This is a genomic window from Endozoicomonas sp. 8E (assembly GCF_032883915.1).
GTDB lineage: Bacteria > Pseudomonadota > Gammaproteobacteria > Pseudomonadales > Endozoicomonadaceae > Endozoicomonas_A.
On the sequence record NZ_CP120717.1, the window covers coordinates 1831777 to 1858191 of the forward strand.

23 protein-coding genes and 1 tRNA gene are annotated in these 26415 nt (G+C 48.4%); 8 read left to right on the forward strand and 16 right to left on the reverse strand.

Annotated elements, in window-relative coordinates:
* Positions 1–6: 6 nt before the first annotated feature.
* Together P6910_RS06715 and P6910_RS06720 are read right to left on the reverse strand one after the other, a co-directional pair.
* On the reverse strand, positions 7–906 hold the full coding sequence (locus P6910_RS06715) for a hypothetical protein (protein ID WP_317145501.1): 900 nt from the start codon (positions 904–906) through the stop codon (positions 7–9).
* Entirely contained in the window at positions 881–2983 is a 2103-nt protein-coding gene (locus P6910_RS06720; protein ID WP_317145502.1) for a putative bifunctional diguanylate cyclase/phosphodiesterase, read from the reverse strand. Before P6910_RS06720 ends, P6910_RS06715 begins: the two co-directional genes overlap by 26 nt.
* A 622-nt stretch (positions 2984–3605) precedes the next feature.
* Between P6910_RS06720 and P6910_RS06725 the strand changes: the two genes are divergently transcribed.
* Positions 3606–3938 (forward strand): STAS domain-containing protein, encoded by a 333-nt coding sequence (locus P6910_RS06725; protein WP_317145503.1) that lies wholly within the window; start codon positions 3606–3608, stop codon positions 3936–3938.
* Between the two features lie 24 nt (positions 3939–3962).
* Here P6910_RS06725 and P6910_RS06730 read toward each other — a convergent pair whose 3' ends face one another.
* The 6 genes from P6910_RS06730 to P6910_RS06755 form a co-directional block, all read right to left on the reverse strand.
* Positions 3963–4721 (reverse strand): ABC transporter substrate-binding protein, encoded by a 759-nt coding sequence (locus tag P6910_RS06730; RefSeq protein WP_317145504.1) that lies wholly within the window; start codon positions 4719–4721, stop codon positions 3963–3965.
* Between the two features lie 13 nt (positions 4722–4734).
* Positions 4735–5403: a vancomycin high temperature exclusion protein gene (locus P6910_RS06735; RefSeq protein ID WP_317145505.1), complete on the reverse strand. Its 669-nt coding sequence runs from the start codon at positions 5401–5403 to the stop codon at positions 4735–4737.
* Positions 5404–5461: 58 nt separating this feature from the next.
* Complete coding sequence (locus P6910_RS06740; protein ID WP_317145506.1) at positions 5462–6637, reverse strand: hypothetical protein; 1176 nt, start codon at positions 6635–6637, stop codon at positions 5462–5464.
* Positions 6638–6762: 125 nt separating this feature from the next.
* Positions 6763–7848: a tRNA (uridine(54)-C5)-methyltransferase TrmA gene (gene trmA / locus P6910_RS06745; RefSeq protein ID WP_317145507.1), complete on the reverse strand. Its 1086-nt coding sequence runs from the start codon at positions 7846–7848 to the stop codon at positions 6763–6765.
* Between the two features lie 74 nt (positions 7849–7922).
* Positions 7923–9215: an NCS2 family permease gene (locus P6910_RS06750; protein WP_317145508.1), complete on the reverse strand. Its 1293-nt coding sequence runs from the start codon at positions 9213–9215 to the stop codon at positions 7923–7925.
* 482 nt (positions 9216–9697) lie between these two features.
* Entirely contained in the window at positions 9698–10711 is a 1014-nt protein-coding gene (locus P6910_RS06755) for a hypothetical protein (protein ID WP_317145509.1), read from the reverse strand.
* Between the two features lie 272 nt (positions 10712–10983).
* Here P6910_RS06755 and P6910_RS06760 point away from each other — a divergent pair, with 272 nt between their 5' ends.
* Positions 10984–12357, forward strand: coding sequence for a ricin-type beta-trefoil lectin domain protein (locus tag P6910_RS06760; RefSeq protein WP_317145510.1), 1374 nt, complete (start codon positions 10984–10986; stop codon positions 12355–12357).
* On the opposite strand, the gene rimI is transcribed toward P6910_RS06760, so the two are convergent.
* From rimI to P6910_RS06775, 3 genes are all read right to left on the reverse strand, one after another.
* On the reverse strand, positions 12317–12802 hold the full coding sequence (gene rimI / locus P6910_RS06765; protein ID WP_317145511.1) for a ribosomal protein S18-alanine N-acetyltransferase: 486 nt from the start codon (positions 12800–12802) through the stop codon (positions 12317–12319). The genes P6910_RS06760 and rimI overlap by 41 nt on opposite strands.
* A gap of 93 nt (positions 12803–12895) precedes the next feature.
* The gene (locus tag P6910_RS06770) at positions 12896–13717 is read right to left on the reverse strand and encodes a hypothetical protein (RefSeq protein ID WP_317145512.1); all 822 of its coding nucleotides are present in this window, start codon (positions 13715–13717) and stop codon (positions 12896–12898) included.
* Positions 13718–13722: 5 nt separating this feature from the next.
* On the reverse strand, positions 13723–15270 hold the full coding sequence (locus P6910_RS06775; RefSeq protein WP_317145513.1) for a 2-isopropylmalate synthase: 1548 nt from the start codon (positions 15268–15270) through the stop codon (positions 13723–13725).
* Positions 15271–15818: 548 nt separating this feature from the next.
* Between P6910_RS06775 and P6910_RS06780 the strand changes: the two genes are divergently transcribed.
* Positions 15819–16388 (forward strand): YajG family lipoprotein, encoded by a 570-nt coding sequence (locus P6910_RS06780; RefSeq protein WP_317145514.1) that lies wholly within the window; start codon positions 15819–15821, stop codon positions 16386–16388.
* 270 nt (positions 16389–16658) lie between these two features.
* Complete coding sequence (locus P6910_RS06785) at positions 16659–17357, forward strand: hypothetical protein (RefSeq protein ID WP_317145515.1); 699 nt, start codon at positions 16659–16661, stop codon at positions 17355–17357.
* Positions 17358–17442: 85 nt separating this feature from the next.
* Here P6910_RS06785 and hemH read toward each other — a convergent pair whose 3' ends face one another.
* From hemH to P6910_RS06810, 5 genes are all read right to left on the reverse strand, one after another.
* A complete protein-coding gene (gene hemH, locus P6910_RS06790; protein ID WP_317145516.1) occupies positions 17443–18465 on the reverse strand; it encodes a ferrochelatase in 1023 nt (340 codons plus the stop codon).
* Positions 18466–18620: 155 nt separating this feature from the next.
* Positions 18621–19478 (reverse strand): peptide chain release factor N(5)-glutamine methyltransferase, encoded by an 858-nt coding sequence (prmC, locus tag P6910_RS06795; protein ID WP_317145517.1) that lies wholly within the window; start codon positions 19476–19478, stop codon positions 18621–18623.
* A 4-nt stretch (positions 19479–19482) separates the two neighbouring features.
* Positions 19483–20574: a peptide chain release factor 1 gene (gene prfA, locus P6910_RS06800; protein WP_317145518.1), complete on the reverse strand. Its 1092-nt coding sequence runs from the start codon at positions 20572–20574 to the stop codon at positions 19483–19485.
* A 98-nt stretch (positions 20575–20672) separates the two neighbouring features.
* The gene (gene hemA, locus P6910_RS06805) at positions 20673–21959 is read right to left on the reverse strand and encodes a glutamyl-tRNA reductase (protein ID WP_317145519.1); all 1287 of its coding nucleotides are present in this window, start codon (positions 21957–21959) and stop codon (positions 20673–20675) included.
* Between the two features lie 208 nt (positions 21960–22167).
* A complete protein-coding gene (locus tag P6910_RS06810; protein ID WP_317145520.1) occupies positions 22168–22404 on the reverse strand; it encodes a hypothetical protein in 237 nt (78 codons plus the stop codon).
* Between the two features lie 302 nt (positions 22405–22706).
* On the opposite strand from P6910_RS06810, the gene P6910_RS06815 reads away from it, so the two are divergent.
* The 4 genes from P6910_RS06815 to P6910_RS06830 all read left to right on the forward strand — a co-directional run bounded on the left by P6910_RS06815 (position 22707) and on the right by P6910_RS06830 (position 26282).
* Entirely contained in the window at positions 22707–24479 is a 1773-nt protein-coding gene (locus tag P6910_RS06815) for a tetratricopeptide repeat protein (protein WP_317145521.1), read from the forward strand.
* 68 nt (positions 24480–24547) lie between these two features.
* A complete protein-coding gene (gene lolB / locus P6910_RS06820; protein ID WP_317145522.1) occupies positions 24548–25195 on the forward strand; it encodes a lipoprotein insertase outer membrane protein LolB in 648 nt (215 codons plus the stop codon).
* 87 nt (positions 25196–25282) lie between these two features.
* Positions 25283–26167, forward strand: coding sequence for a 4-(cytidine 5'-diphospho)-2-C-methyl-D-erythritol kinase (gene ispE, locus P6910_RS06825; protein ID WP_317145523.1), 885 nt, complete (start codon positions 25283–25285; stop codon positions 26165–26167).
* 40 nt (positions 26168–26207) lie between these two features.
* Positions 26208–26282: transfer RNA gene (locus tag P6910_RS06830), tRNA-Gln, on the forward strand.
* The last annotated feature ends 133 nt before the right edge of the window (positions 26283–26415 follow it).

Genomic DNA, 26415 nt, shown 5'->3' on the forward strand with positions numbered 1-26415 from the left:
TTCATTTCATACATCGTAAAACGAGGAGTCCGGATGAACGTGCACAATCACAGAAAAGGTCCTTTCTCTTCGGGCATTAAGTAGTTCATCGATATTGACTGCTTTGACGGGGTTGCCACAGTAAGTCACGGTCAGGCCAGCAATTTTAAGTCCCAGGTCCTGCGCGACTCTTACAGTGCTCTTGCCATTATCGGTGGTTTCCAGAAAGTCTTTGCGAAAGCTTTCGGTACTGTAATCCTGATGATGATCGCGCAAAACATCGAGAGTCCTATTATTGGTAATTTTGCAGCGTTCAATGGCTGTTGGCAGTTCCAGAAGCCAGCGTTTGTCTAGAAAAGTCCATTCAAGCTGGTACGTAATCACGTTACTCATGAAAAAATCTCTGTCGACATTAAGTCCACGTTTGAAATTGCTCATGAATTTCCAATGCGTCCGGGTAAACTCATTACTGAAGTGATATTCCCAATGGGCTTTAAAAGCGATTGTTCCGCAACCTTCGGTTTGGGTCTCTCCCTTTCGGCCCACTTTCGTTCTGGTCCGTTCGTGCATGATGGCAAATTCAGCGGCATAATCAGCCTTCAAAGTCTCTAACCTATTTCGGATTTGCCGGTCCCGATGAATCTTTTTCCTATATTCACCCAGGGTTTGAACGTCAGTTTTTAGCGCGTTCTCAATCATCCGCTCCCTTATTGACTGATCTAACTCCGGGGGCATTAGTGTTCCGAGCCGTTGTTCAAGCATCTGATGCAGTTCCAGCCGATGGCATTCATCATGCTCGGCCAACCGGACAATCCGCCCATCTGCCGTCATGCCAAGTGCACCCAGTGACTCATCGCCGGGGTTGTCGGTCAGGTAGCGCTCAATGGCACGAGTGGTGTCTTCAGTGGTTGTCGACGTCGGGCTCATTAGGGAATGTCCTTTTCCTGGAACTTGTAGATTTGTTTTTCCAGTTTCTCAAAAATTCAGCAAATTCCTGATCCGCAAGGGGCTTGCTGTAAAAGTACCCCTGGCCTTCTGTGCATCCTGATTTGATAAGGTGTGTTTCCTGCTCTCTGTTTTCAATACCTTCGGCGATGACTTTAATGCCAAAGCTGCGACCCAGTTGAATAATGGCTTCAACGATAACGGTGTTTTCCTTATTTCCTGGTAGCCCTTCGACAAAGGATTTATCTATTTTCAATTTATCGAATGGAAACTGTTTCAGGTAACTTAATGAGGAGTAGCCTGTGCCGAAATCATCCATCGCAAGGGTGATGCCCGTTGCCTTGATGTTATTGAGCTGTTCAGAGGAAAGTTCAATGTCTTCCATTATGGAGGTCTCAGTCACTTCAATTTCCAGCAACCGGGGAGGAATCTGGTATTTTTCTAACAGGTATTTGATGCGATCAACGATATTTTTATCTCTTAGCTGAATGGCAGAAAGGTTCACGGCAATTCTCAAATCATGGAACTCTGTTTTATGCCATTCATGAAGCTGTTGGCATGCCGATTCAAGCACCCAGTCACCTATAGGAATAATTTCCAGATTGTCTTCTGCCATAGGGATAAACATTTCCGGTGAAATAAGTCCCTTCTCAGGATGTTTCCAACGAAGTAAAGCCTCTGCACCCACCATCCGGGAAGTTTTGAAATCAATCTGTGGTTGATACACCAGACTTAGTTCATGATGCTTCAGAGCTTCATGAAGGTCCCTTTCAAGTTTCTTGCGCTGCCGGATCTCGGTATCGACGGAGGCAATATAAAATTGGTAGCGGTTCTGGCTTCTGGACTTGGCCATAATCATGGCGAATTCAGCCTGTTGCAAGAGATTATCCACTTGCTGACCATCATCAGGAAATAACGTGATACCGACGGTTCCGTTGATGGTTATCTTCTCATCGTTCACTGTAATGGGGGTTGCCAGCTGTTTCAGAAGTGCCTGAGCCATTTCAGCCGCTGCATAAGGTTGGGTGATTTTAGAAAGGATGATTGCAAACTGATCCTCTCCAAGCTTGCCGATGAAGCCTCTATTACCAATATGGTTTCTCAGGCGGTCTGCAATTTTGATCAGTTCATGTTCTGCCGCATTGAAATTGAAATGGGCATTGAGTGATTTGAAATCATCAAGGCCGAGACAGAGAATGGCAATATTGCCATCAGAGCTCCCGGGTTTATTGATCAGGTTCTGCAAGTGCTTCTGCAAGGTTCTTCTGTTTGGCAGGCGGGTTAAATAGTCATACTGAGACAGTCTCATGATCTGAGCCTCAGCTTTCTGTCTCAGATTCAGGTTTCGTTCTATTGATTCGAGTAGTTGATTCGCCGTTCTAACCCAGATACTCAGCTCATTGTTCTGACGGCTATTAGGCATTGAAAGTTTATGAGGGCCGGGAGCGTCCGGGTTAATCTGATACAGGTTTCTAATCAAACGGTTCAGAGGTTTAGTAAGAATCAATGAATAGATCAGGTAGAGCAGGAATGCCATTGCAATAGCTCTGAAAATACCGCTGACCATTACAATCAGTGAGCGCTGGATGAACTCCTGGCCATGGTGAGCCGTATCAATGGCCAGAAAGAGCTCGCCGTAATGTTCAAGAACGGGTTCTTTTTTGTACAGAGGAATACGATAAATTCGGACAGGTTCAAACAGGTAGTCTGAGAAATAGCGATACCCTGATTTGGAAAGGTCACGCTTTATAACAGCAAGCTCAGGTTCATTGGGTATTTTGATAGCCGCGATGTGAACTGACTGATGCTCCATTAACCCGAAAAGAATCTCTTCGCCCGTTGTGGGTTCCATTTTATAGGCGGCCTGAGTGGAAGGTTCCCTGATCATGGCCAGCATTTGCCAGGCTTCCGAGTCAATGCCTTTGCTGAATTGGCGAGCATCAAAGAAAATCTGAACACAGCTGACCGAAATGCCCAGCACACAGGCTGCCATCAGAACAGCTTTTAGCAATTTGGCAGATAAGCGTTGCTTAGCATCAATGCCTGTGCTGGTTTCCATATTCTTTGACTTTTTTGACGCCATCCATAGAACGTTTCAACAACAGACTTCAACGAGGTTGGCTATTGATTAAAAAAGGTGGAAAACAACTAGTAAGCAAACGAGTGTTGGCTTAAGAGTTTTTTATTTCCTTGTGAAATTAACTATAGGAAGTTGAGAGCAGTTTACTAATACAAAATTGTAATCTTTAAACACAATTTTAATTAGGTTTTTATCAGGTGAAATAATTGTCGTAAGGTTTTTTATTTGTTTTTTATTTAAAAAAACGATGGTAAGTTGGCAAAAGAGTATTTTGATTAGGAAGTGTTATCTTGAGCTGATTTTTTTATTGCCAAAGGGTATAGATGTGCTCATCTTTTAAGCTACGGCTTGTCTAGCAGCCTGTCGGACTTAAGTCTGCCCTACTGCGGTTGCGATAAATTGGTCTAAAAATTCCTGCCTCTTCGTCAAATAGCCCCGCTATTCTCCTCAGAAGCAGAAATTTTTATCCTCAATTTCTCGCAATCCTCGCTACGGGCGCTTAAGTCCGACAGGCTGCTAGTCTGATAATGAGGCTTGTAAAAAAAAGATGTCTGGTTTTTCGCTTTGGAAAGTCAGGAGTAAAGTTAAGGAGTAGGAAGTAATGGATTACGCAATCTCACACGCTCAGTCATATGATGTCATCTCATTGAAAGGTCAATTTAATGCTGAAACCGTTAACGGTTTAAGATCCCATCTCGATCATCTTCTCAAAGATTGTTCAGGTGATGTGGTTATAGACATGAGTTCTGTTGAAAAGCTTGATTCTTCTGGCATAGGTGTACTGGTCTTTCTTTATAAGCGTTTAAAAATTGAAAAAAGAAAGCTTACCTTAGTAGGTGTAAATGCTAAGACGGATGAGCTTCTGAGCATGTTGCAAATTAATAAAACGATCAGGCAATTTAGTGATTTAGACGATTACTTGTCCAATCTCTAAGGAATTTTAGAAAGTCATTATCGATCATCGATAGTTTTTTATTATCTGATCTATGACACCTTCTGACTTTAACTTTTGAAGAACCGTGTTGATTTTTCTTCCGTGCTTTTCAGCAGACTTACTGAACATGAATGTCACAGGAACACAGTCGAATGTTTTTCCTGTCACAAACAATCCCGCGAACCGGGTTTTAATGAGGTGGCGTGCTACCATTTCGTCCATCAGTACTGCATCATTTCGGCCTTTCTCCAGAAGCTTCAAAGCGTGCACTTCATCCCTGGAGTTGTTGCGAATCACTTCTCCGGATTGAAAGTAAGGTTCAAAAGTCTTAAAGGTATAGTTCTGCACTACCCCAAGTCGCTTTCCCTGAAGGTCGCCGGGCCGATTCACTGCCAGTTTACTGTCTTGTAACTGCACAATGACTTCACAGTGCTCTGCAAAAGGTTCGGTAAAGTAAACTTTCCCGGAAACTCTTTCTCGCCACTGGGGGGAGCTCCAGGCCTGCAGATCCAGGCTGCCATTTCCTACCTTGTAAATGATACGGTTGAAAGGGTAGTACTCTTCCGTGAAGTCAAAGGCGCTCCGTGCGCTGATAGCTTCAAGGGTTTTCTGCACAATGCCTTTTCTACCATCCTTCCAGGAAAGAGGCGGGTAATCTGTCGGGTACATCCCTGTCGAGATGGAGATCCTGTTTTGATCCGCCAGAGCAAGAGTGCCGGGTAGAAACAGGCAGAAAGCCAGAAAAGGCAAGCCTGTCTTTTTTTTGTTGGTAATCAGTCGCATTTCAGGTCTGGTTCTATGTCGGAGGTGTATTACCAATATCGATCGTTGGGCCCAGGTACTTGGGGCCGGTGTTTAACCAGTGAACTTCCAGGACGGCCAGAACTCTTGCAAGGATCTCTCTGGCCTTATTGCTCAGGTCAATATCGACCCCGTCACCAGCGTTAAAAGCAATAGCATTAATTTCTTTATTCTGGGCGATATAGAGTGCCCGTTTGTTGTGATAGGTCTGGGAAATAATGGTGAATCTATCAAGCCCGAAGACAAACTTTGCCCTGATAATGGAGTCCAGGGTTCGAAAACCGGCATAATCCCTATAGATCCTTTCAGCAGGAATGCCCATTTTCAAAAGATCCTTTCGGATGGTACTCGGCTCATCATAATAGGGTGTTCCATTGTCGCCGCTGATCAAAATATAATCGATCTTGTCTCGGGTGTAGAGAAGATAGGCGGTCTTGAGCCTGAGAGCATAATGGTTGTTATAGCCGCCTTCACGAGAGTACTTACTGGTGCCGAGCAGAACACCGACTTTATTGTATGGAATGCTTTCTACATTGTTATAAAGCCGCGAGCTGGTTTTGGTATTCACCAGCCAGTTGGCGATAGCGATCAGGCAAATGAGTCCTATCACAGCTCCAGCAAACAACCCAGTAACAACCTTTTGGCGGGTCGGCCTGCCTTGCATTCGGAAGTCTCCGCAAAATAAGGAATTTAGAGACAGTTAACCATAATCATCCTGCTGGTTAAAGTGTATCGGACTCTGATCGTCTCATATCCTCCAAAATAGTCTCGATTTCGATGGCAATAGACAATGAAGGCTGATCGGGTATACCCAGCGACTCCAGTGAGAAAAACTGCTTATCGCTGGCAATGGCAGACTGAAACTTTTTGACCACTTCTTTCGGAGTAGAAGCCAGAAAGGCCGCCTTTTGGCGGATCAAAAAGTTGTCTGTTCCTGGTTCAGCAATGTAAATAACAGGTTTTCCCTTATAGAGTGCCATCGTTCCAATAGAGGATTTATGAACCATAACAGCAACAGATATTTTTGTGAGAACAGCGGTAGAATTACGATTATTTTCCACTAATCGAACATTCCCGGCACCTCTTTCCTTAATCCAGCGTCGCTCGACCTCACCACTGGTCTTAGGGTGATGGGTGACCAGAAAGGTCACGGACGGTAGCTTTCGGGTGGCTTCAATAAAGACTCTGAAATACTCTTCATACGTGTCGTCATAACCACCGGCGAATACCACAACAGGCTCATTGGGGCCGAGGTTTAATTCAAGGCGGACAAATTGGTTATCCGTTTGTCGGTAAATATCATCCCAAGCCTCAAGCGCCGGTTGCCCAATTATCACGTAGAGGGGATTGGGGCAAAATACAAGATCCTTGAAGCTTACTGCGGTTGCAGAACTGGGAATATGGAATTTATCGAGCGTTCGAATTGTTTCCAGAAATGCCTGCACATATTTCTTGTTGGTAATGGGATCAAAATTATCATAAAAAGCCAGAGTGTAGCTGCCATTTGCCTTCATATGATTGAGAATCTGGGCCTGTGCAGCACTGGCCATTCCGGAATAGACGATCTTAGGGTTAATACGCTGCGATAACTCAGCAAGAGCGCTTCTGGGCAAGACTGTTTCCCGATTGTTCCGGAGCTGCTCTGGGTCAGGTACAGATATTGTAAGGTTGAGCGGGTGGTTCCGGAATATTTCTGCGGCCCTGCCAATCGATAAAATGCGGTAGTTAATACCTCGTTTTTTCAGGGCTTTTTCAAGCTGTTTAAAAGCATTACTTTCCCCTTGATCATAAGCGACCAAAAGAAGATCAATGTTTTCTGTTGCCAGTGCATTGGAGCTGAAAATGTTTATAAAGAAACAAACAAACAGTGCACAAAGAGAGTCTGCATAGCTTTTCATTCTGTCTCCGTTAGAATCCCCGTTACTGGTTTTATCTGCTTTTGAAACAGGGAGGCTAACAGTCTGGTACAGAATTCCGTTAAAGGAAAGGTCAGCAGCTGGTTGCTTTTTAGCCTTTCAGGGAATTATTTTCGGGTCAGGAATACACCCATTTCGCGATGATGGGTATAAGGGAACTGATCAAAAAGGGCTACACGTTGTACTTTATGAGTCCGGGTGATCTCTTTCAGGTTCTTCTTCAATGTGTCAGGGTTACAAGAGATGTAGACAATATTGTCGAACTTTTGAACCAGGGCTTCAGTGCCTTCATCAAGGCCAGCCCTGGGAGGATCTACCAGGATCGTGGATACGTCATAACTGTCCAGATCAATGTCCTGCAGGCGTCTGAACAATCTCTCCCGGTTCATTGCCTGAGTGAACTCTTCGCTGGATAAACGGGCTATCTGGACATTCTCGATGGCATTGAGCTCAAAGTTGTCATGGGCAGAGTTTACTGATGTTTTGGATATCTCTGTTGCCAAAACCTTGTCAAAGTGATTGGCCAGGACACAAGTGAAATTGCCGTTTCCGCAATAAAGCTCAAGCAGATCCCCTTTCAGACCAGTACAGATATCACTGGCCCAGCCAAGCATATGCTCATTAACTCCGGCGTTGGGTTGAGTGAAACTATTCTCGACCTGGGTATATTGGTAGTTTTTACCCAGCACATTAAGGGTTTCGACAACGTAATCCCGATCCAGGACTATTTTCTGCTTTCTGGCACGACCGATGATGCGAATATTGTGAGAAAGCTGTAATTTCTCCGCCGAAGCCTTCCACTCATCATTCAGCGGTTTGTGGTAAAGCATGCTGATCAGAGCCTCACCGGTCTGGGTTGTCAGAAATTCCAGCTGGAACAGTCTTTTTCGCAGAACCTCCTGCTGCTCAATGTCTCTCATCAGCGGCATCATTAATTCATTGATACGCTCTGTGCCTGCGGGAAACTGGTCGACGCTGAAAGGCTGTCTGGTCTCGGGGTCAAACATGCGGTAGTAGCTGCGCTCTTCCTCATGCCAGATGCGAAACTCTGCCCGCATTCTGTAATGCTCAGGCCGGGACCTGAAAACTTCCAGTTCAGGAACATCAAAAGTCTGAAATTCTTCTCGGGTGAGGTTTACCTTTTCGGTCAGCTGGGCTTCGTACTTTTCAGGCTCTACTACGGCTAATGACATGATGCTCTTCGATAAATAAAAACGGCCCATATTATGGGCCGCTTTCTAAGAGATGAAAACTGGTTTTCAGTTCATTAATTGAACATCACCAGCTTAACGGTGAACAGCAGAGAGAGAACAATCAGTGCACTATTGAGGTCTTTCGCACGACCACTCAGGAGTTTGATGGCGGTATAGGAGATAAAACCAAAGGCAATGCCGGTTGTAATCGAGTAACTCAGAGGCATGGAAACCGCTGCAATAACAACTGGAGCAGCTTCTGTCAGATCGTCCCAGTTAATCTGGAACATACTGTGAGTCATCAAAACGGCTATGAAGATCAGAGCTGGGGCCGTTGCGTAAGCAGGCACTACGGCTGCCAGAGGGGACAGGAACAGACATCCCAGAAACAGAATGCCAACAACCACAGCGGTCAGGCCTGTGCGACCACCCACTGAAATCCCGGCGGTACTTTCGACATAGCTGGTGGTGGTTGAAGTCCCAAGCCCTGCACCTGCCATACTGGCCATGGAATCGGCCATCAGAGCTCTGCCCAGGCGCGGGAATTTACCGTTTTTGTCCAGCAGGTCGCCTTTTTGCGCTACGGCAACCAATGTGCCTGAGGTATCGAAGAGGTCAACAAACAGGAAAGAGAAAATAATGCTGATCATGCCAACTTCCAATGCTCCGGCAATATCCAGTTGCAGAAGCGTCGGGGCGACGCTGGGAGGCATGGAAAAGACACCATTCATCTCTACTTTGCCGGCTATAAGGCTGATGACGGAGATGGCAAGAATGCCAATCATGACTGAGCCGGTGACATTGCGATAGTAGAGAGCCACAATCAGGGCAAAGCCAATGGATGCCATAATGGCGCTCCAGGAAGTCATATCTCCCAGTGTTACCAGTGTGGCCGGATCGCCAACGATAATGCCAGCATTCTGCAGAGCAATAAAGCCCAGGAAGAGCCCAATACCTGCAGCAATACCTCCGCGCAATGAGAGAGGAATGCTGTTGATAATCCACTCACGAATCTTGAAGACACTCAATGCGAAAAAGCAGACGCCTGAAAGGAAAACCGCCCCCAGTGCTACCTGCCAGCTATAACCCATCTGACCAACAACAGTGAAAGCGAAGAAGGCATTGAGACCCATACCAGGAGCCAGAGCTATGGGATAATTGGCATAAAAACCCATGATCATACAGCCGATAGCAGCAGCCAGACAGGTAGCAACAAAGACGGCCCCCTGATCCATGCCGGTGGTGGCCAGCATGCTGGGGTTTACAAAAATAATGTAAGCCATGGTCAGGAATGTTGTAATTCCAGCCAGCACTTCTGTCTTAACATCGGTGTGATGTTCTTTCAGTTTGAATAGCCGTTCTAACATGCTGATGCTTCACTCGGGAGTAAAAGCCTCCAATAATAACGATTTTTACAGTCAGGTAGAATATGCGAGAGGTATCGTTATTTTTTCGATAAATCACGGTTTATGGTGGAGATTTCTTAGGCTGATCTTTGTGGGTAAAGTGCTGTCTTGTGCCTGTTTTCTTTTAAACCCCTATATCTGGTAGTCTGGATTTCTTGTGAGCAAATAATGCTCACTTTGCTGGAAAGGCCGTGACTGAGGGGGTTAGTTCAGGATGATGTGAGCCATTAACAGGGTTATCCACAGAAGTTGTGGTTAAATTGATAGTGCCTGCCCCAAATATCGGATATTCGATATGGTGTAAATTTGACCAGTCCTGTCAACTTATTTTGAAGTGCTTTAGGTATTTTTACGGGTCAGTTTGCAGAAACCGTATTGCATTCTCTGCTGGCTTTTCAAACTCACAAACGAGCCGACCCCTATAGAGTCGACTCTGGTAGCTATCAGGCTACTGCTGCCAGCTTCCCTGTGTGCATTTCCTGAATTCTGGCATTGAGTTTTGCCAGGGTTTTGGCCATTTTTCTTCTTTCGTTCTCCTGGCTTTCAGCACTGCGCTGTGCGCGTTGTTTTCTGTGGCGTTCAATAGCCTCTCGTATGCGAAGCTCTCTCGGAGAGATGGGATCAGCAGCAACGACCTCTGTTTCAACAATGGCTGCTGGCTCTGGCTCAGTGGTTTCTGGCGGTTGAGAGCTTTCTTCAACTGCAGGTTCATGAACATCCAGTTGACTCAGGGCATTGCTGTCACCGGCCAGACAAGCGTCGGCTGCGGCAGTAATCGCAGCCAGCTGGGCCGTGATGTCATCGCTCATTTCAATGCTGCTCATCTGAACCATCGCATTGGCCCTGGAGCCCTCAGACTGCGCTGGTTCAGGCTTTGGCTTTTCTGTTTCGGGCTGGACAGCCTCAACCTTGATTCCGGTTGGGTCTGGAGTCGGGCTGGGTATAGCTGGTGCAGACACGGGCTTGGCCGCTGGGTGTTGAACGGCCTGAGTAGCAGCCGTCGACCCGGCTTCTGACTGTTGAGCAGAGCCATCAGTCGCTTCATTGCCAGCATTGCCGGATTTCATGGCAAGGCTTGGAGGTGTATTGGAATCACCTTCATTGATTTCTGCAAAAATGGAGGCCAGCTCTTTTTCAATGTTGGACTTGCGCTGACGCCGCTTCTTTTTTGGCAGGATTTTTACCGTGCTGGTCTTATAGCCTTTGAGGCTATCGGCACCAAAAAAATCGATCGCGTCCTGCTCGAGCTCAGCCAGTTCTTCACGGGACTCAGCTCTATCCCACTCCTCTACGGTAAATTCGTCTTCGCCGTGGATGCGGATTTCTCTGTAAAGCGGGTAGTCCATATTCTGGTGTGCGGCTGCCACCATTTTTTCCCACTGGCTTTCAAGGTCATTGCGAGTGGAGCCTACAAAAATTTGTTTTGTTACTTTATTAGTGACGGTGAAGATAATCAACGCTGGATGACCTTTCTACTGACGGTGACAGGCGCGCAATTATACCTGCCGATTTTCTTCTGTGTAGTGGGGATTGTGCGCTATTCAAAAACTGTTTTAACGGATACCGGGCTGGGGTGACATTGTAATGCTAAAAAAAGTAGGAAAATCCCGAAGCTCGAAGGGTTAATACACTTTTCTATCGGGCTGCAAAAGCCTCTGTTTTGTGACTCTGATCGGCAATTAGCATTTTGACAAAGAAGGGGGATCAGCTAATGTCAAAATAAAGGATAGTGGCGACAAAGATGGCAGGTAAGTGGAACTACAAAAATGGACTGGTGATTGTTCCTGTTTCATTACGGGGAACTTTGCTCTTCGGAGCTTTTAATCTTCTATCTGTTTTCTTCGTTTTTTTCCCGCTCCTGTCTGGGGCAGACGTCTCAGACGATCATCGGCCGGTTGAGCGTTTTGCCAATCAATTCTTCCTCCAGAAAGAGGACGCTCCCTATTGCCTGGGGCTGGATGTTGAAGGGGTTGAGTTTGCAACCTGTGTGCACCAGGACCCTGGGCAGGAAGGGATCTGTTATCCCGGAAATCGGGCAGTGATCAAACCCTGCGATGACAATAGTCCATCCCAGAAATGGCATTATAATTTCCAGACAAAGACTATCCATTATCAGGGCTTTGCTGCCAGCATGTGTCTGTCCAGAATGATAGAAACTCTGGAAATGTTGCCCTGTGTAGAATCAACCAGCGCCCAGATCTGGCTATTTGATGAGCAAGGCAGATTGTCGAGTGCAACAGATCGTCAACAGGAGAAGGGATATATCGCGTTGCTTGATAAGAGTGATGATCCTGCACCCTTGTCATATCGGTATCTTGAGACGGATATGGGAGAGCGGCGCTGTTATAAGAATCTGTACACGGGACAAACCGTCTGTGAGTTTGAGCGGCGACCTGTTAATGACCAAAGGCCCGAATCCGGTGAAGAGAAAGAGGCGTCCGAGCAAGAAGAGAAACCTGAAAAGCCCCTTCCTTCTGAAGAGATAATGCCGCCGGAAGAAGCGCAGCCTGAGGAAGAAAAAGTCCCACCTGTTTTGAGCTGGGAAGAGCGGCCTGAGAGAGCTTTCTGGGTCTCTGAGCGTTTGACAGAAGACATCCTGCTGCTGAATCAGAACCTGAGGCTTTGCCTCGGTGTCAGCGCCGCAGAGAGCTGTTTGTCCGAATCTCCTGACATAAGTAGCTGCTATTCATCGACATCTATTGAGCTGGGTGCTTGCGACAGCCAGAACAGTCAGGTTTGGCGCCATGACTTGTTAACCAAGCGAATCTTTAATCGTGCTGCAGGTTACCGATATTGCCTGACTTGGCTGTCGGGAAACTTTTCTCTCTTACCCTGTTTTTCTGGCGGAAGTCCGTCTCAAAAGTGGTATTTTGCCCGTGGCAAGACCCCTGCATCCCCGGAAAGAGGGCGTCTGAGAACTATGTTGAACGGGGGCCTTGATCCTTATTCATACACTGAGGCATTGACGTTGCCCATCACAGTCAACGAACAGAAGAAAAAGAAACCAGAAGAGCTAAAAGTGTACTTCGAGTGGTTAATTGGCAGGTGTGGCAGGCATCCTGTTACCGGCGATTGGCTGGATGACTGTCCGGCCACTCCCTGACGCTGAGATCCAGAGCCATAACAATAGCATCCTCAGCCTTATGGTCTTTGTTTGCCGGGTAGTAGTTTTCACGGCGGCCAATTTCACTGAAGCCAGACTTCAGATAGAGGTTGAACGCTTTTTTGTTGGATTCCCGCACTTCAAGAAACAGGGTATCTGCCAGCTCGGCTGCAGCGTCGATGAGGTGATTCAGCATGGCAGCACCATAGCCTTTGCCCTGCTCACTGCGAGAGACGGTCAGAATCAGCAGGCTGGCTTCTCCTGCAACCAGCATGACGACTCCCTGAGCAACAATTCTACCTTGGTGCTCGGCCACCATGCAGAGATCACCCGAGTCGATACTGTTCATGTAGTGCTTTTGATTCCATGGATGAGGTCCGGCTTCCTGTTCGATAGTCGCCAGTTCTGGAAGATCCTGGTGAGTCATTGTTCTAAATGACAGCATATAAGTTTTCTTTATCGTGATAACTGGGAAATATCAGGCGTTTGGCATCAGCGCCGACGGCTAAGCGTAATCGATTTTGTGCTCATGAGGTGGTTATGAAGGGGTCAGCTCCTTGATTATCGGTGAAATATCCTGCCAGACTTCTGACTTAAGGGCTGGAAGTTTCATCAACTCATTAAGACCATGGGTGACGATGAAGTATTGATTGGAGTGAAGGCCCGTCTGCAAACCTCTCAGGTCGCTGAAATTTCGGCTTGGATCTATCACAAAACGGGCTGCTGCCTGACCGAATAGCAGAACCACTTTTCGTCTGGCCAGTCCAAACTGGTTACTGAGGTAGGCGCAAACTGCGTCGGCAGCAGCAGAGTCGTCCTGGCTCAGGTGCTCCATCAGGCCAGCATTGCCCAGTGGCCAGACAAACTCACTAAAAGGCAGAGTTTCAGACCCTGCAGGCAGTTGAATGGCACGAAGAAGATCGCTGAGTAATCGTTGGTGAAAGCGTGAAAATTGATTCAGTCCGGTGTGAGGCATTTCGGCGACCACCAGACAGTGTTCGTTGGCAGCCAGAGTGACCAGCCTGAACTTGCTGATTTCTGTTGGCCGGGATTCAGCAATAAGGTTCTGTTTTACAGGTGGTGCTGGCTCCGCATCTTGTTTCGTTTCAGCACGGCTGGAGATGCCCAGCAAATCTTTTGCTGAAGAAACACCTATGGCGCTTTCACGAAGTGGAGCTGAAGACGGATCGGAAGAAACGGTTGAGTGCTCGGGCTTAAACGCTTCCCCCGGCTCTTCCTCTAAAAGATCAAACGCCCTGGGGGGCAGTGCATTAGGCAGGATTTGCCTGGGGAACCAAGTCTGGATCCCCATGGCATCGAGGTAATGCTGTCGAGTTCGCTCGCTGATCCTGCCCTGCATGGCTATTAGAGGTTCCCTGTCTGTGGGTTGGTTTTTGGATGGTCAGCATTCAGCAAGTTCAAAGCATTGATGTAGGCTTTGGCAGAAGCGACCACAATATCGGTGTCTGCTCCGGAGCCATTGACAATGCGACCCTGCTTTTCCAGACGTACGCTGACGTCCCCCTGAGAATCAGTACCGCTGGTAATCGCGCTAACGTTATACAATGCCAGACGGGCACCGGAATTAGCAATGCTTTCTATGGCTTTGAAGACCGCATCAACGGGGCCGTCTCCTGCGCTGCGTACTTCAATCTCATCAGAGTCTACTGCAATAACCAGACGCGCTTCAGGTGTTTTACCGGTGCTGGAGCCTGCTTCCAGCTCAAGCAGACGGTATTTCTCTTCTTCATTACCCGAGCGAACATCACTGACCAGTGCCTGCAGGTCGTCATCGAAAATTTCAGATTTCTTGTCAGCCAGAACCTTGAAGCGGTTAAAGGCTTCGGTCAGTTCGTTACGATCAGCAAAAGTAATACCCAGCTCTTCCATTCGGGACTGAAAGGCGCTGCGGCCGGATAATTTACCAAGGGTCAGACGGTTGGTGTTCCAGCCAACGTCTTCAGCCTTCATGATCTCGTAGGTTTCGCGGTTTTTCAGAATGCCATCCTGGTGAATGCCGGATTCGTGAGCAAAAGCATTAGCACCAACAATGGCCTTGTTGGGCTGAACCGGAAAGCCGGTGATACCGGAGACCAGACGGGACGTAGGAACGATATGCTGAGTGTTGATGCCCGTTTCGACCTTGAGTTCGTCCTGGCGGGTGCGTATAGCCATAACGATTTCTTCAAGAGAGGCATTACCCGCTCGTTCTCCAAGGCCGTTGATGGTGCATTCAATCTGACGAGCGCCATTAACCACGGCTGACAGGGAGTTGGCCACTGCGAGCCCAAGGTCGTTGTGGCAATGAACCGAGAAGATGGCTTTGTCTGAATTGGGAACACGCTCAATCAGCTGGGCAATCACGTTGCCGAACTGGTGAGGCAGGGCGTAGCCAACCGTGTCCGGAATGTTGATGGTGCGGGCACCAGCATCAATAACGGCTTCAATGACACGGCACATAAAGTCGATGTCAGATCGTCCAGCGTCTTCCAGAGAGAACTCAACATCGTCAATCAGATTACGGGCCAGCTTAACCGAAGACACTGCCTGTTCCAACACTTGCTCTGGCGTCATACAAAGTTTGTGTTTCATGTGCAGCGGGGAGGTTGCAATGAAGGTATGAATACGACCTTGAGCGGCTGGTTGCACAGCTTGCGCTGCTGCCTCAATATCTTTGGGCAGTGCCCGGGAAAGACTGCAGACAGTGCTGTCTTTAATGGTTTCAGCGATGCTCTTGACCGCTTCAAAATCGCCCGGGCTGGCAATGGCGAAGCCTGCTTCAATGACGTCAACTTTGAGTATTTCCAGAGATTTGGCAATCCGGACCTTCTCATCTTTGGTCATGGCTGCGCCGGGACTCTGTTCACCGTCTCTCAGGGTGGTGTCGAAAATAATAACCTGATCGTTGCTCATGGTTGCTGCTCCCGCTGTTCTTTTATCAGCTCTGTTTTTTTTGCTGCACTTTTTGTGCGCAGGGCTTTTTGAGAATGCCGGTATAGTTGATGCTGCTTGTGACAAGGGGCATTTTCTGCACCTGGCAGTCGGAATTTATTAAAGTGTAATCATTTTTCTGACTTTGGAGTCAGAGGGCCAGACGGCCGGGGTCGAAGGTGAAATTAAATAATCTGCTCAAGGCAGTAGGAGTAGCAAGCGGGAAGGACGTAAGATGGACTTGGGAGTGAATACCACAGGCTCACGGGCAACTGTTACCCACGCATTGCTGCCGTTATTAGAGTCCCGGAAGATTTCGGGCTGTTGCTTATCGTTCGCTATAGGCATCGTAATCACGCTCAGCGTTCTGAAATCAGCGTAAGGTTGTTTAATGGATTTGGAATGCACTATATCCTCTATAAACCGCTTTGCCAAGCCAGTTGATCCGGTTTTCGAGACTGGATAGGATTTGTGTCGATCCTATTTTCTTTCGCCAAGGGCGCCCCGCCCATCACAGGATAGCCGGACTCATGAAAAAAACGTCACTTATTTTACTGGCAGCTCTCGCCCTGGCCGGATGTGCCCTGAGCCCCCAGGAAGTGGATGTAAACCCAAGAATTGCAGTGGAAAAGCCTGTTAAGCCATTGCGTGGAACAGTCAGTGTGACCGTTTATGACGAACGCTTGTCCCGCTCTCTTGGTCATCGTGGAGGGGTTTATTCCAATACCAACGCCATCACGACCAATGACCGCTTGACTCTGGCTATTCGCTCGGCAGTCGAGCTGGGTCTGAGAGAGATGGGGCTGACAGTCACTGAATCTGAAGATGTATCCCAGTTCCAGGTTTATCTTGATGATTTGGAATACAAGGTGCCTGAAGGCAGTTACATCACCCAGGTGAACCTGAAGGCAAAGGTCCGGGTCAGTGTTGTAAAAGGCGGTCAGCGTTTCGAAGGAGTCTACTCCAGCGAAATCAGTGAGCGTGTACCCAAGGCACCCTCTGATGAAAAGAACGAAGAACTGATCGATAAAGTGCTCAGTGACGTGCTGAGCAGAGCGTTGGCCGACCCGGGGTTGACAGGTTTTCTGAAACAGGCCTGAGTCTTTATCTTGTTCAGCTGTCACCCATGGATTATCGGTTAATCCTGTCTCGAACATCAGGCAACCTGAAATCTGATGTTCTCACAGGCAGAAAAAATGCCTTGAGGAGCAGTCCCTTGAGGAATTTTTCCCTGTAATCATTGTCTACTCCTTTACAGGGTTTTCCAATCGGGTGCTATTGCAGCCTGAATGGCAACATTTTTGTGAATAACAATGATCTTTGTAGAGTCCATGGGCTTTACGACAGTCTGTTAAAATGGAGAACAGATTATGTATACATTTGGTTCTGATAACGGCGCTGGCCAAGCAGCGCCCCCGCTCCGTCAAGAAACTGCTGCCACTGACCAGCCGCCTAGCTATGAGAGCACGGTGCAAGCCATTAATGCTGAACAGGCACAGTTTCATTCTCGCATGGTAGCCCTTCAAGAGCAGACTGTCAGGCTGATCACAACTCAGTCGGAGGAGCACCAGTGTCGGCCAGAGCTATTTGCCAGACAACTGGCTAACTTTTTGATAGAGCGTTTTGGTTTGACAGATACGCGACTTTCACCGGCTGCCAGCGTTACCAGTAGCGCTGATAGCACCCTTCAAAACCCTACCGAACCGGATCTATGGAACTGGGATGCCTGGCAAGCAGAGCTGTATAGCCCCCCTTACAATAATCGCAATGATGAGGAAGTATATTTAGTTATAAAGGAAGAAATTCTGGGGGCTGTTGAAATCAAACTCGATGTTCATTTACGTAAACCGGAGCTGCTTAATCACTTTAAACTTCTACCTTCAGTCAAAAGGAGTGTTGGTGCCTGGAATCTTTCAGTTATGAATAGTTTTTTGCAAATGAAAGATGTGCTCCGTGATAAAGGCTTACCACTGACACCCATCATTAAGGATTGCATCAGTAATGGCCTGTTTACGAGAGCGTTCATTGATAAACTGCATAAAATGGCAATCCCGGGCAGCGCCAGTTAGCAGAACAGGCAAACACGCTCAAAATCCTGAAAAAGGCAGCCACAAGCCAGGCATTCTTAAGAAGCGGGCCGGGCTCATCCCGGGATCAATTATGCAGCGGTTTCTCTAGCCATTGACTGACCAGCTTCGTCCAGGCAGGGTGACTGTTCAGGCAGGGAACGAGTTCCAGGGATTCACCGCCAGCCGCAATAAAGTCCTCTTTCGCTTCCATGCCAATCTCTTCAAGGGTTTCCAGACAGTCAGCCACGAATGCCGGGCAGATGACCAGAACCTTTTTGATGCCCTGTTCTGCCAGTGATTTAATGGTACTGCTGGTAGCAGGTTCCAACCATTTGTCTCGCCCCAGTTTGGACTGGAAGGCGACGGAGTATTTGTCCACCGGGATGTCGGCTTTCTCGACAAAGCAGGCGGTGGTTCTGTAGACCTGATGTCGGTAGCAGGTAAGATGAGCAGGTGATGCTTTCTGACAACAGTCGTCGGATTTCAGGCAGTGGGAACCTGTGCAGTCATCCTTACGGATGTGTCTTTCCGGAACACCGTGATAACTGAACACGATGTGATCATAATCTTTTTCCAGATACTCTTTTGCACTTTCTACCAGTGCGTCAATGTAGGCATCGTGATTATAAAACACGGGGTGAACTTTCAATGTCACCGGCAGTTTGTAGTCTTTGATGATTTCCTCAGCTTTCTCTACCACTGTCTTGACGGTCGACATGGCGTAGTGTGGGTAGAGAGGGAACAGCAGAACTTCTTTGATCTCCGACTTGCTGGCCAGTCTGACCAGAGCGCTCTCCATGTCTGGCCTGCCATAACGCATGGCTAACTCCACTGGCATGGAAGTCAGCTTCTGGACTTCTTCATGAAGGTCTTTACTGTTGCTGATTAGAGGTGAGCCCTTGTCAGTCCAGACAGAGGCGTAGGCTCTGGCGGATTGAGCCGGTCTTTTGGGCAGGACAAACAGGCTGACAATCATGCGTCTTACGAGCCAGGGCATGTCGATGACATTAGCATCCATCAGAAATTCATTCAGATAGTGTCGTACATCTTGTTCATGCGGGCTATCGGGCGAACCCAGGTTGACCAGCAATGCTCCGGTATTTTCCATCCCTACTTCCTGCCTACCTTGAGAAATCTTTGATTGTCAGATGCGAAAAATATTCTCTATCGCACACGACTGTTTAAGGGGTTACTGCTTCAGCTAAGAGCAGTGGAGTATAACCAAACGTAAGCATAGGGGAAATGCAGCTATCAGGCTCCGGTTCAGGCGGGTTTCTGCGCCAGGGTGACACGGTCCTGATCAGACAGGTCCTGTTGCGTGCTAATGGCGGTAAATCCATTGGACTCCAGAATGATCCGGATATCACTGCCCTGATCATAGCCGTGCTCAAACAACAACCAGCCACCTGGTTTCAGCTTCCCGAAGGCTTGTCGGCTGATGGTGCGTATATCATCAAGACCGTCTTTGCCTGCAGTCAATGCTGATCGGGGTTCAAACTGTACATCACCCTGAGCAAGGTGCTCATCGTCTTCACGAATATACGGCGGGTTGCTGACAATCATGTCGATTGGGTCGGATAAGGGTGAGCACCAGTCACCTTCTACAAAGATTGCATTGCCTATCTGGTTCAGGGCGGCATTTTCTTTAGCGATGGCGACCGGCCCGGACAGCCTGTCAACGCCAATCACTTGCCAGTGTGGCCTCTCAATAGCCATTGCCAGAGCAATGGCACCGCTGCCTGTGCCGAGGTCGGCAACGGTTGCCTGGTCTGAAACGGGCATAGACAAGGCGAGCTCTACCAGTCTTTCAGTGTCGGGTCTGGGAATCAGTACGGAGGGTGAAACGTTAAGCTTCAGACTCCAGAACTCTTTCTCACCCGTTATATAAGCGACAGGGGTTCCCATTATCCGTTGTGCCAGCATTGACTCAAAGTGTTCAGACTGTTCGGGCGTCAGCTCTCTTTCGGGCCAGGTGAAAAGGTAGCTGTATGGTTTGCCCAGTACATGACAGAGCAGAACTTCGGCATCAAGACGGGCTGTGTCGCTTTGTTCTTTTCGGGCTGCATGACTATCAGTGAGGCGTTGAGTGGCTTCAATGAGGGTCTTATCAATCCTGCTCATTGGGCTACTCATCGGATAAGCCTGTCAACAGGTCCGCCTGATGTTGCTGAAGGAGGGGATTAATCACAGGGTCGAGGTCGCCTTCGATAATCTCTGGCAATTTATAAAGCGTCAGGTTGATGCGATGATCAGTGACCCGCCCCTGAGGGTAGTTATAGGTTCTGATACGCTCGGAGCGATCGCCACTGCCCACCAGACTTTTACGGGTTTCGCTGATCTCTTTGGCAGCAGCCATCTCCTGAGCATCCTGCAGTTTTGCAGAAAGCAGAGCCATGGCCTTGGCCCGGTTCTTGTGTTGTGAACGTTCGTCCTGACATTCAACCACAATGCCGCTAGGCAGGTGGGTCAGTCGAATGGCCGAGTCGGTGGTGTTGACATGCTGACCACCGGCACCCGATGAACGGTAGGTGTCGACTCTAAGATCTTCCTTCTTGATCTCGATGGCTTCCTGCTCATCAGGTTCTGCCATGATGGCGACAGTACAGGCTGATGTGTGTATACGCCCCTGGGATTCTGTTTCAGGCACACGCTGCACCCGGTGGGCACCGGATTCAAACTTCAGATGACCAAAAACATTATTGCCGACCACGCGGGAAATAATTTCCTTATAGCCACCGTGCTCACCGTCATTGGCACTGATGACTTCGATTTTCCAGCCACGTTTTTCAGCAAAGCGGGAATACATCCGGAACAGGTCTCCCGCGAAAATAGCAGCCTCGTCACCGCCAGTACCGGCACGAATTTCCAGGAAAGTATTGTTGTTGTCCCTGGGGTCTTTGGGCAAAAGCAGCAACCGCAATTCCTGAGCCAGGGCTGGCAACTTTTCTTCGCAGCTTTGAATCTCTTCCTCAGCCAGATCAGCCATTTCCGGATCGTCTTTCATGACCCGGGCATCTTCCAGATCCCTCTGGATCTGATCGTACTCCCGGAAGGCATTGACGACGGGTTCAAGTTCAGCGTATTCCTTGGAGAGTTTGCGGAACTGGTCCTGGTTACCGATGACTTGCGGGTCACTCAGTAAAGCGCCGAGTTCCTCAAAGCGTTCCAGCAGGTTTTCAAGTTTGGCGCTCAGACTGGCCAGATTGGGATCTTTCATTTGGATTTAATCAATGCTTGTTTCAGGTGTGAACCTGATGGGTTATTCAGGTATCCGATGGCTTCTGGCTGAGTTTCAGCCGGTAAAGGCTGGTATAGCTAGGAGTGGGTCGGCTCTTTAGCACGGTCTTCATAACGGCGATGAATGCCCAGCAGTTCTTCAGCCCATTTCAGTTGGTTGTTCTGACCTTCTGCAGCGGCTTTCTTCAATTGCACGCTGGGGGTATGCATGAGCTTGTTGGTCAGTGAACGTGCAAATTGAGTCAGAACCTGTTCCGCCGGAACGCCATTGGCCAGAGAAAGCATGGCTTTTTCAAGCTCAAAATCTCTGAGTTCCTCGGTATTTTGTCGATAGCTTCGCAGAACGTTCACTGCATCCAGTGAGCGCAGTTGGCTCATGAACTCAAAAGCACCGGTTTCGATCAGCAGCTCAGCTTCTTTCGCAGCATCCTGTCGCTGTTGCATATTGTCCTGAATAACGTCATGCAGATCGTCGACAGTATACAGGAAGATGTCTGGCAGCTCAGTGACTTCGGGTTCAATATCCCGGGGAACAGCAATATCCACCATAAATATGGGGCGGTGTTTGCGTTTTTTAATTGCTCTTTCAACACTGCCTTTACCCAGAACGGGAACTGGGCTGGCCGTTGAGGAGACAACAATATCAGCGGCTGGCAACAAGTGAGGAATATCTGAAAGCAGGGCCGGCTTTCCGTCAAATTTGTCGGCCAGTAGTTTCGCCCGGCTCATAGTCCGGTTAGCGACAATGATGTTTTCAAGGCCTTGCTGATGAAGGTGTCTGGCCACCAGTTCAATGGTTTCACCCGCACCAATCAGTAAAGCGGTGTTTTCAGAAAGGTCGGCAAAGATCTGCCTGGCAAGTGTCGTGGCTGCGTAGGCGATGGAAACAGGTTGTCTACCAATAGCGGTATTGGTTCGAACTTGTTTGGCGGTAGTAAAGCAGTACTGGAACAGTCTGGAAAGCAGCGAGCCAATGGTACCGGCTTCCTGGGCCTGGGCGTAGGCTGACTTCAGCTGACCAAGAATCTGGGGTTCACCAAGAACCATGGAGTCAAGGCCGCAGGCCACTCTCATCATATGGCGGACAGCGGCTTTGTCGTGATGAATATAACTGTGCTCGCTAAGCAGCTTCTGATCCAGGTTGTGATACCCCGTCAGCCATTCAAGAGCTCTGTGATAATCGGCGTTGCTGGCACAGTAAAGTTCTGTCCGGTTACAGGTGGACAGAATGGCCACTTCATTGGTGTGCATGAAATGACGGGCATCCTGGAGCGCCTCGGGCAGTTGCTCAGGTGAAAAAGCAACCTGCTCCCTGAGTGCGACGGGTGCAGTTCTGTGATTGATACCGGCGGTAAGATACCCCATAAAGTCCTGTTGCCTTTTTACGCTCTAATCAGCCATAAGTAACCCACTGGCGAGGTACTCTGGACTGTCTTTTTACTCTGGAGGTTCATTTATTCAATCCAGTCTCAGTGCCTTTTGACGAAAGATTGGGCTGTCTATTTGAGAGTCACTGCTATTATTGACCGTACAGTATTCTACAACACTGGACAGCAGACTGATGCCTGAGCCCTTAATTCTGTTGTCTGAAGCAGATCGAAACTTCTGTTCCGGGCATTCGGGTAACTGGTTTGACTTTTTGCCTGTCCATGGCTGTCTCAATACAAGTTGTTTCAATAGAAGCAGAGGGAATCCCTGTCATGCCAGGCAGATTTTTAACACCTGATAGTTCGCAGTTTATTGTCAGATCTTCTTTCAGTGCGAGGCCCCGTTGCCGTTTAAGTACTTCAGTCAGCAGAGAGTGGTGCACTCAGGTCAGCAAAGCATCTTGATCTTCGCTCTGTTTTAACAGCACCTTCTTTCGTTATGGACATTCTGGCCGATCAATTCTCCTATGGAACGGCAACAACTGCAAACCCGGATGTATCCAGTCATACCCATAGAAAAAGAGAAATACTTTGTCCGGTCTTTCTTTACAGGCTCTGTAGCAAAATATTTTTCACAATAATATGCGTATGTCATGATAAAGAAGGCCGCAGTTCAAAGCTGATCCATCCGGGACTGCAGGGTTCGGTGCAGAAATTATTTCCAACGGGTAAAGGCATACCATTCATGAAGAAACTTAATGGTTTCTCTATAGTGCTGACAGCCATGCTGGTATCAGGTTGTTCATCAGTTCAATATTCATGGCAGCCCGGGGCGGCGGCTGAATCGGTTCCTGCCCAAGTCAGTCACGAGCCAGAGCCGGTAGCTTCTTTTGAACCTGATACCCTTTACGATCTGCTTGTGGCCGAATTGGGTGGGCAGCGTAAACGTTATGATCTGGCACTGGGGTATTATCTCAAACAGGCTCATAAGACTCAGGACAAGGGGGTTGCCAAACGGGCCTATCAAATCAGCCAAGTGGTCGGGGCCCGTCAGGCATCTCTGGATGCAGCGTTACTCTGGGCCAAACTGGATGATAAAAATGCTGCTGCATTGCAAGCTGGTGCTATCGAACTGGTCAGGGCGGGTCAACTGGATCGAGCCGTTGAGCAGATGAAAAGCGTGCTGGCTCTGGAAGGTGAGGCCAATTTTGATTTCCTCGCAGCCAGTGCCCTGGAGCTTCCTGGAGATGAAAGGGAGCAATTGCTGAGCACCTTTGACAGCATTCTCAAGGACTATCCCGGTCATCGATCGCTGAATCTGGGTAAGGCCATTTTGTTGTTTCAGGACAATCAGTTTGAAGCAGCGATCAAGATCTGTGATCAGCTTCTTGCGAAGGAGCCCGGCTACGTCAAGGCTATCATACTCAAGGGTCGCATCCTTAATAAGATGGACAAAGGTGATGAGGCTGAGAAAATGCTGGCTGATGCCGTCAAAAAGTATCCGGATACTCCCCGTCTGCGTCTGATTTATGCCAGTGTACTGGTGCATCTGGATAAGCTGGGCGAGGCTCGCGAACAGTTTCAGGTGCTCCTGAATCAGTCACCCTATGATGTTGAGATGCTGTTGTCTCTGGCTCTAATTTCACTTGAGAGCGGCATGGTAGCAGAGTCTGAAAATTATTTTAAACAGCTATTGGCTCTGGGGCAGAGAAAAAGCACCGCTCATTATTATCTGGGATGGATATCAGAACAGAAAGGGCAATATGAACAGGCCCGGAAGTATTATCTGAGCGTGATGCCAGGCAAGGAGTTCATGATGTCACGGGTCGCGCTTATCCAGATGCTGCTCAAGCAGGGTAAAATGGCAGAGGCCCGACAGCAATTGGAAGAAGACCGCAACCGATTCCCGGTGCATGCAGTGCAGCTTTATTTGCTCGAGACAGAAATTCTGGTGAATGCCGGAGAGCTCGACGATGCCTTGAAACTGTTTTCAGACGCTGTATTGCGCTACCCCGACAGTGTTAACCTGCTTTATGGTCGGGCCATGGTGTTTGAGAGAATGGGAAGAATCAAGGATCTTGAGTCAGATCTGCGTGCCATTATCAAATCTCAGCCCGAAAATGCCGCGGCTCTGAATGCTCTTGGCTATACCTTGGCGGACCGTACTGAGCGCTATGAAGAGGCGAGGGAGTTGATCGAGAAGGCCTATGTCCTGGATGAAGATGATCCTGCCATTATGGACAGCATGGGTTGGGTACAATACCGTCTGGGTAACTACCAGGCTGCTCTTGTTTATCTCAAAAACGCTTATGAAAAGTATCCCGATCATGAGGTTGCAGCTCATCTGGGTGAGGTGCTTTGGGCCCTCGGGCGGAAAGAAGATGCACGAGCTTTGTGGGATGAGGCTTTGCAGAGGACTCCGGACAGTGACGTTCTGAAAGAGACCCGTGAGCGGTTGGAAAAGCAGCATAAAGAGGCCGATGCTTTAGCGGACCCCAAGGTTTCTATCGTAAAGTAAGCCTGCTGAATATCTATCATAACGGGCCTGGCAGGCCCGTCCACTAAACGCAAAAACTGGCAGGCTGTATGCGGATACCGTTTTCAACTTCATACCTGACTGACACCTCATTAACAATAAAACTGGCTATTCCTGTGATTTTTGCCCTGCTTCTCTCTGGTTGCGCTACAGCCCCCAAACCGGTAAAAGGGCTTTCAGAAGCTCAGCGACAGTCATTGTGGAAGGCTCATCAACAGCAGCTCTCAGAACTGGATTATTGGCACCTGACAGGGCGACTGGGATTAAGAGTCCCCGGAGACTCTGGAACCTTATCTCTGGAATGGCAACAGAATAAAGAGAACTATCTTATCTATCTGGATGGTCCCCTGGGGCAGGCAGTGGCAAAAATTAATGGTCAACCGGGCTCAGTAGCGCTGGAAGCCTCAGGTAAGGCTTATCAAGGCCAGAGTCCTGAGAAATTGCTGTTTGAGCTGACCGGTTGGGATTTACCTGTCAGTCTGCTGCGATACTGGGTCATGGGACTGCCCAGTCCTGATACCAGAGCCACTATCCAGTTAAATAATCAGGGTTATCCCGAGCAGATCACACAGCAGGGGTGGCAGGTTGAATATCTGCAGTACGGGGACTTCTCCGGAATAACCTTGCCTGTCAGGATAAAAGTCCGACAGGGTGAGGTGCAGGCAACTCTTTTTGTCAGAAGATGGCAGCTAAAATAGGCTTTCATTTTTTTCGTTAATATTTCTCCTGCTATCGGGCAGAAGTCGCTTAATAGTACATGATTGTAATTTCAGGATGGTTCGTTGATGTCGTCTTCAACTCTGGTTCTGCCTGCTCCGGCCAAGCTAAATCTTTTCTTGCATATAATCGGACGTCGACAAGATGGTTATCACCAGCTCCAGACCGTTTTCCAGTTTTTGGATTTTGCTGATGAGCTGACCTTTGAGCTTCACGACGAGTTATTACTGGATTGCAACCTTCCAGAGCTGATCGCTGATGACAATCTCATTCTCAAGGCTGCCCGTCTTTTACAAGTTCATACAGGCTGTGAAAAAGGTGTCAGAATTACGCTCCTTAAACGTCTGCCCATGGGAGGGGGAGTAGGTGGTGGCAGCTCCGATGCGGCTACAACACTCCATGGTCTGAATATATTGTGGGGGCTGGGACTGGACGAAGACACACTGGCAGAGCTGGGTCTGAAATTGGGAGCTGATGTTCCGGTATTTGTCCGGGGTCATGCTGCTTTTGCCGAAGGGGTTGGCGAGAGGCTTACTCCTGTCAGTCCTGAGGAGAACTGGTACCTGGTTCTCAAGCCTGACTGCCATGTCAACACCACCGAAATGTTCCGTCATCAGGAATTGACAAGAGATACTCGTCCCATTAAAGTTTCCGCCGCATTGAACGGGCTGCATGGAAATCAACTGGCCAATGACTTTCAGCCATTGGTTCGAAGGCTTTATCCGGAAGTTGATAAATGTTTAATGCTGTTGGATAATTCCGGAAATTCGAGCGTGGGGCAGGCCATGATGAGCGGTTCGGGTGCCTGTGTGTTTGTGCCGTTTGCCAGTCGTAAAGAGGCGGAAGCGACTCTGGCAGAAATCGACTCTGACGTTGATGGTTTCGTTGCCAGTGGTGTCAATACATCTCCGCTTCACAACTCGATCAGTCAACTGCGATCATGTGTGAATTAAACTTCATTATCCCGCTTACAGTGACTGTAAATTATGTTACTGGGGTGTCGCCAAGCGGTAAGGCAGCAGGTTTTGATCCTGCCATGCGGGGGTTCGAATCCCTCCACCCCAGCCACTGTTCCGAATCCTATCTTACAGATAGCTCTCGCCACTGTTTTATGAGACGTAACGCTCAGGACAAAACATTCACCTTTGAAACATTCGAAGGTAATGGTTCCAATCCAGGCAGGCAAAAACAGAATGATGTG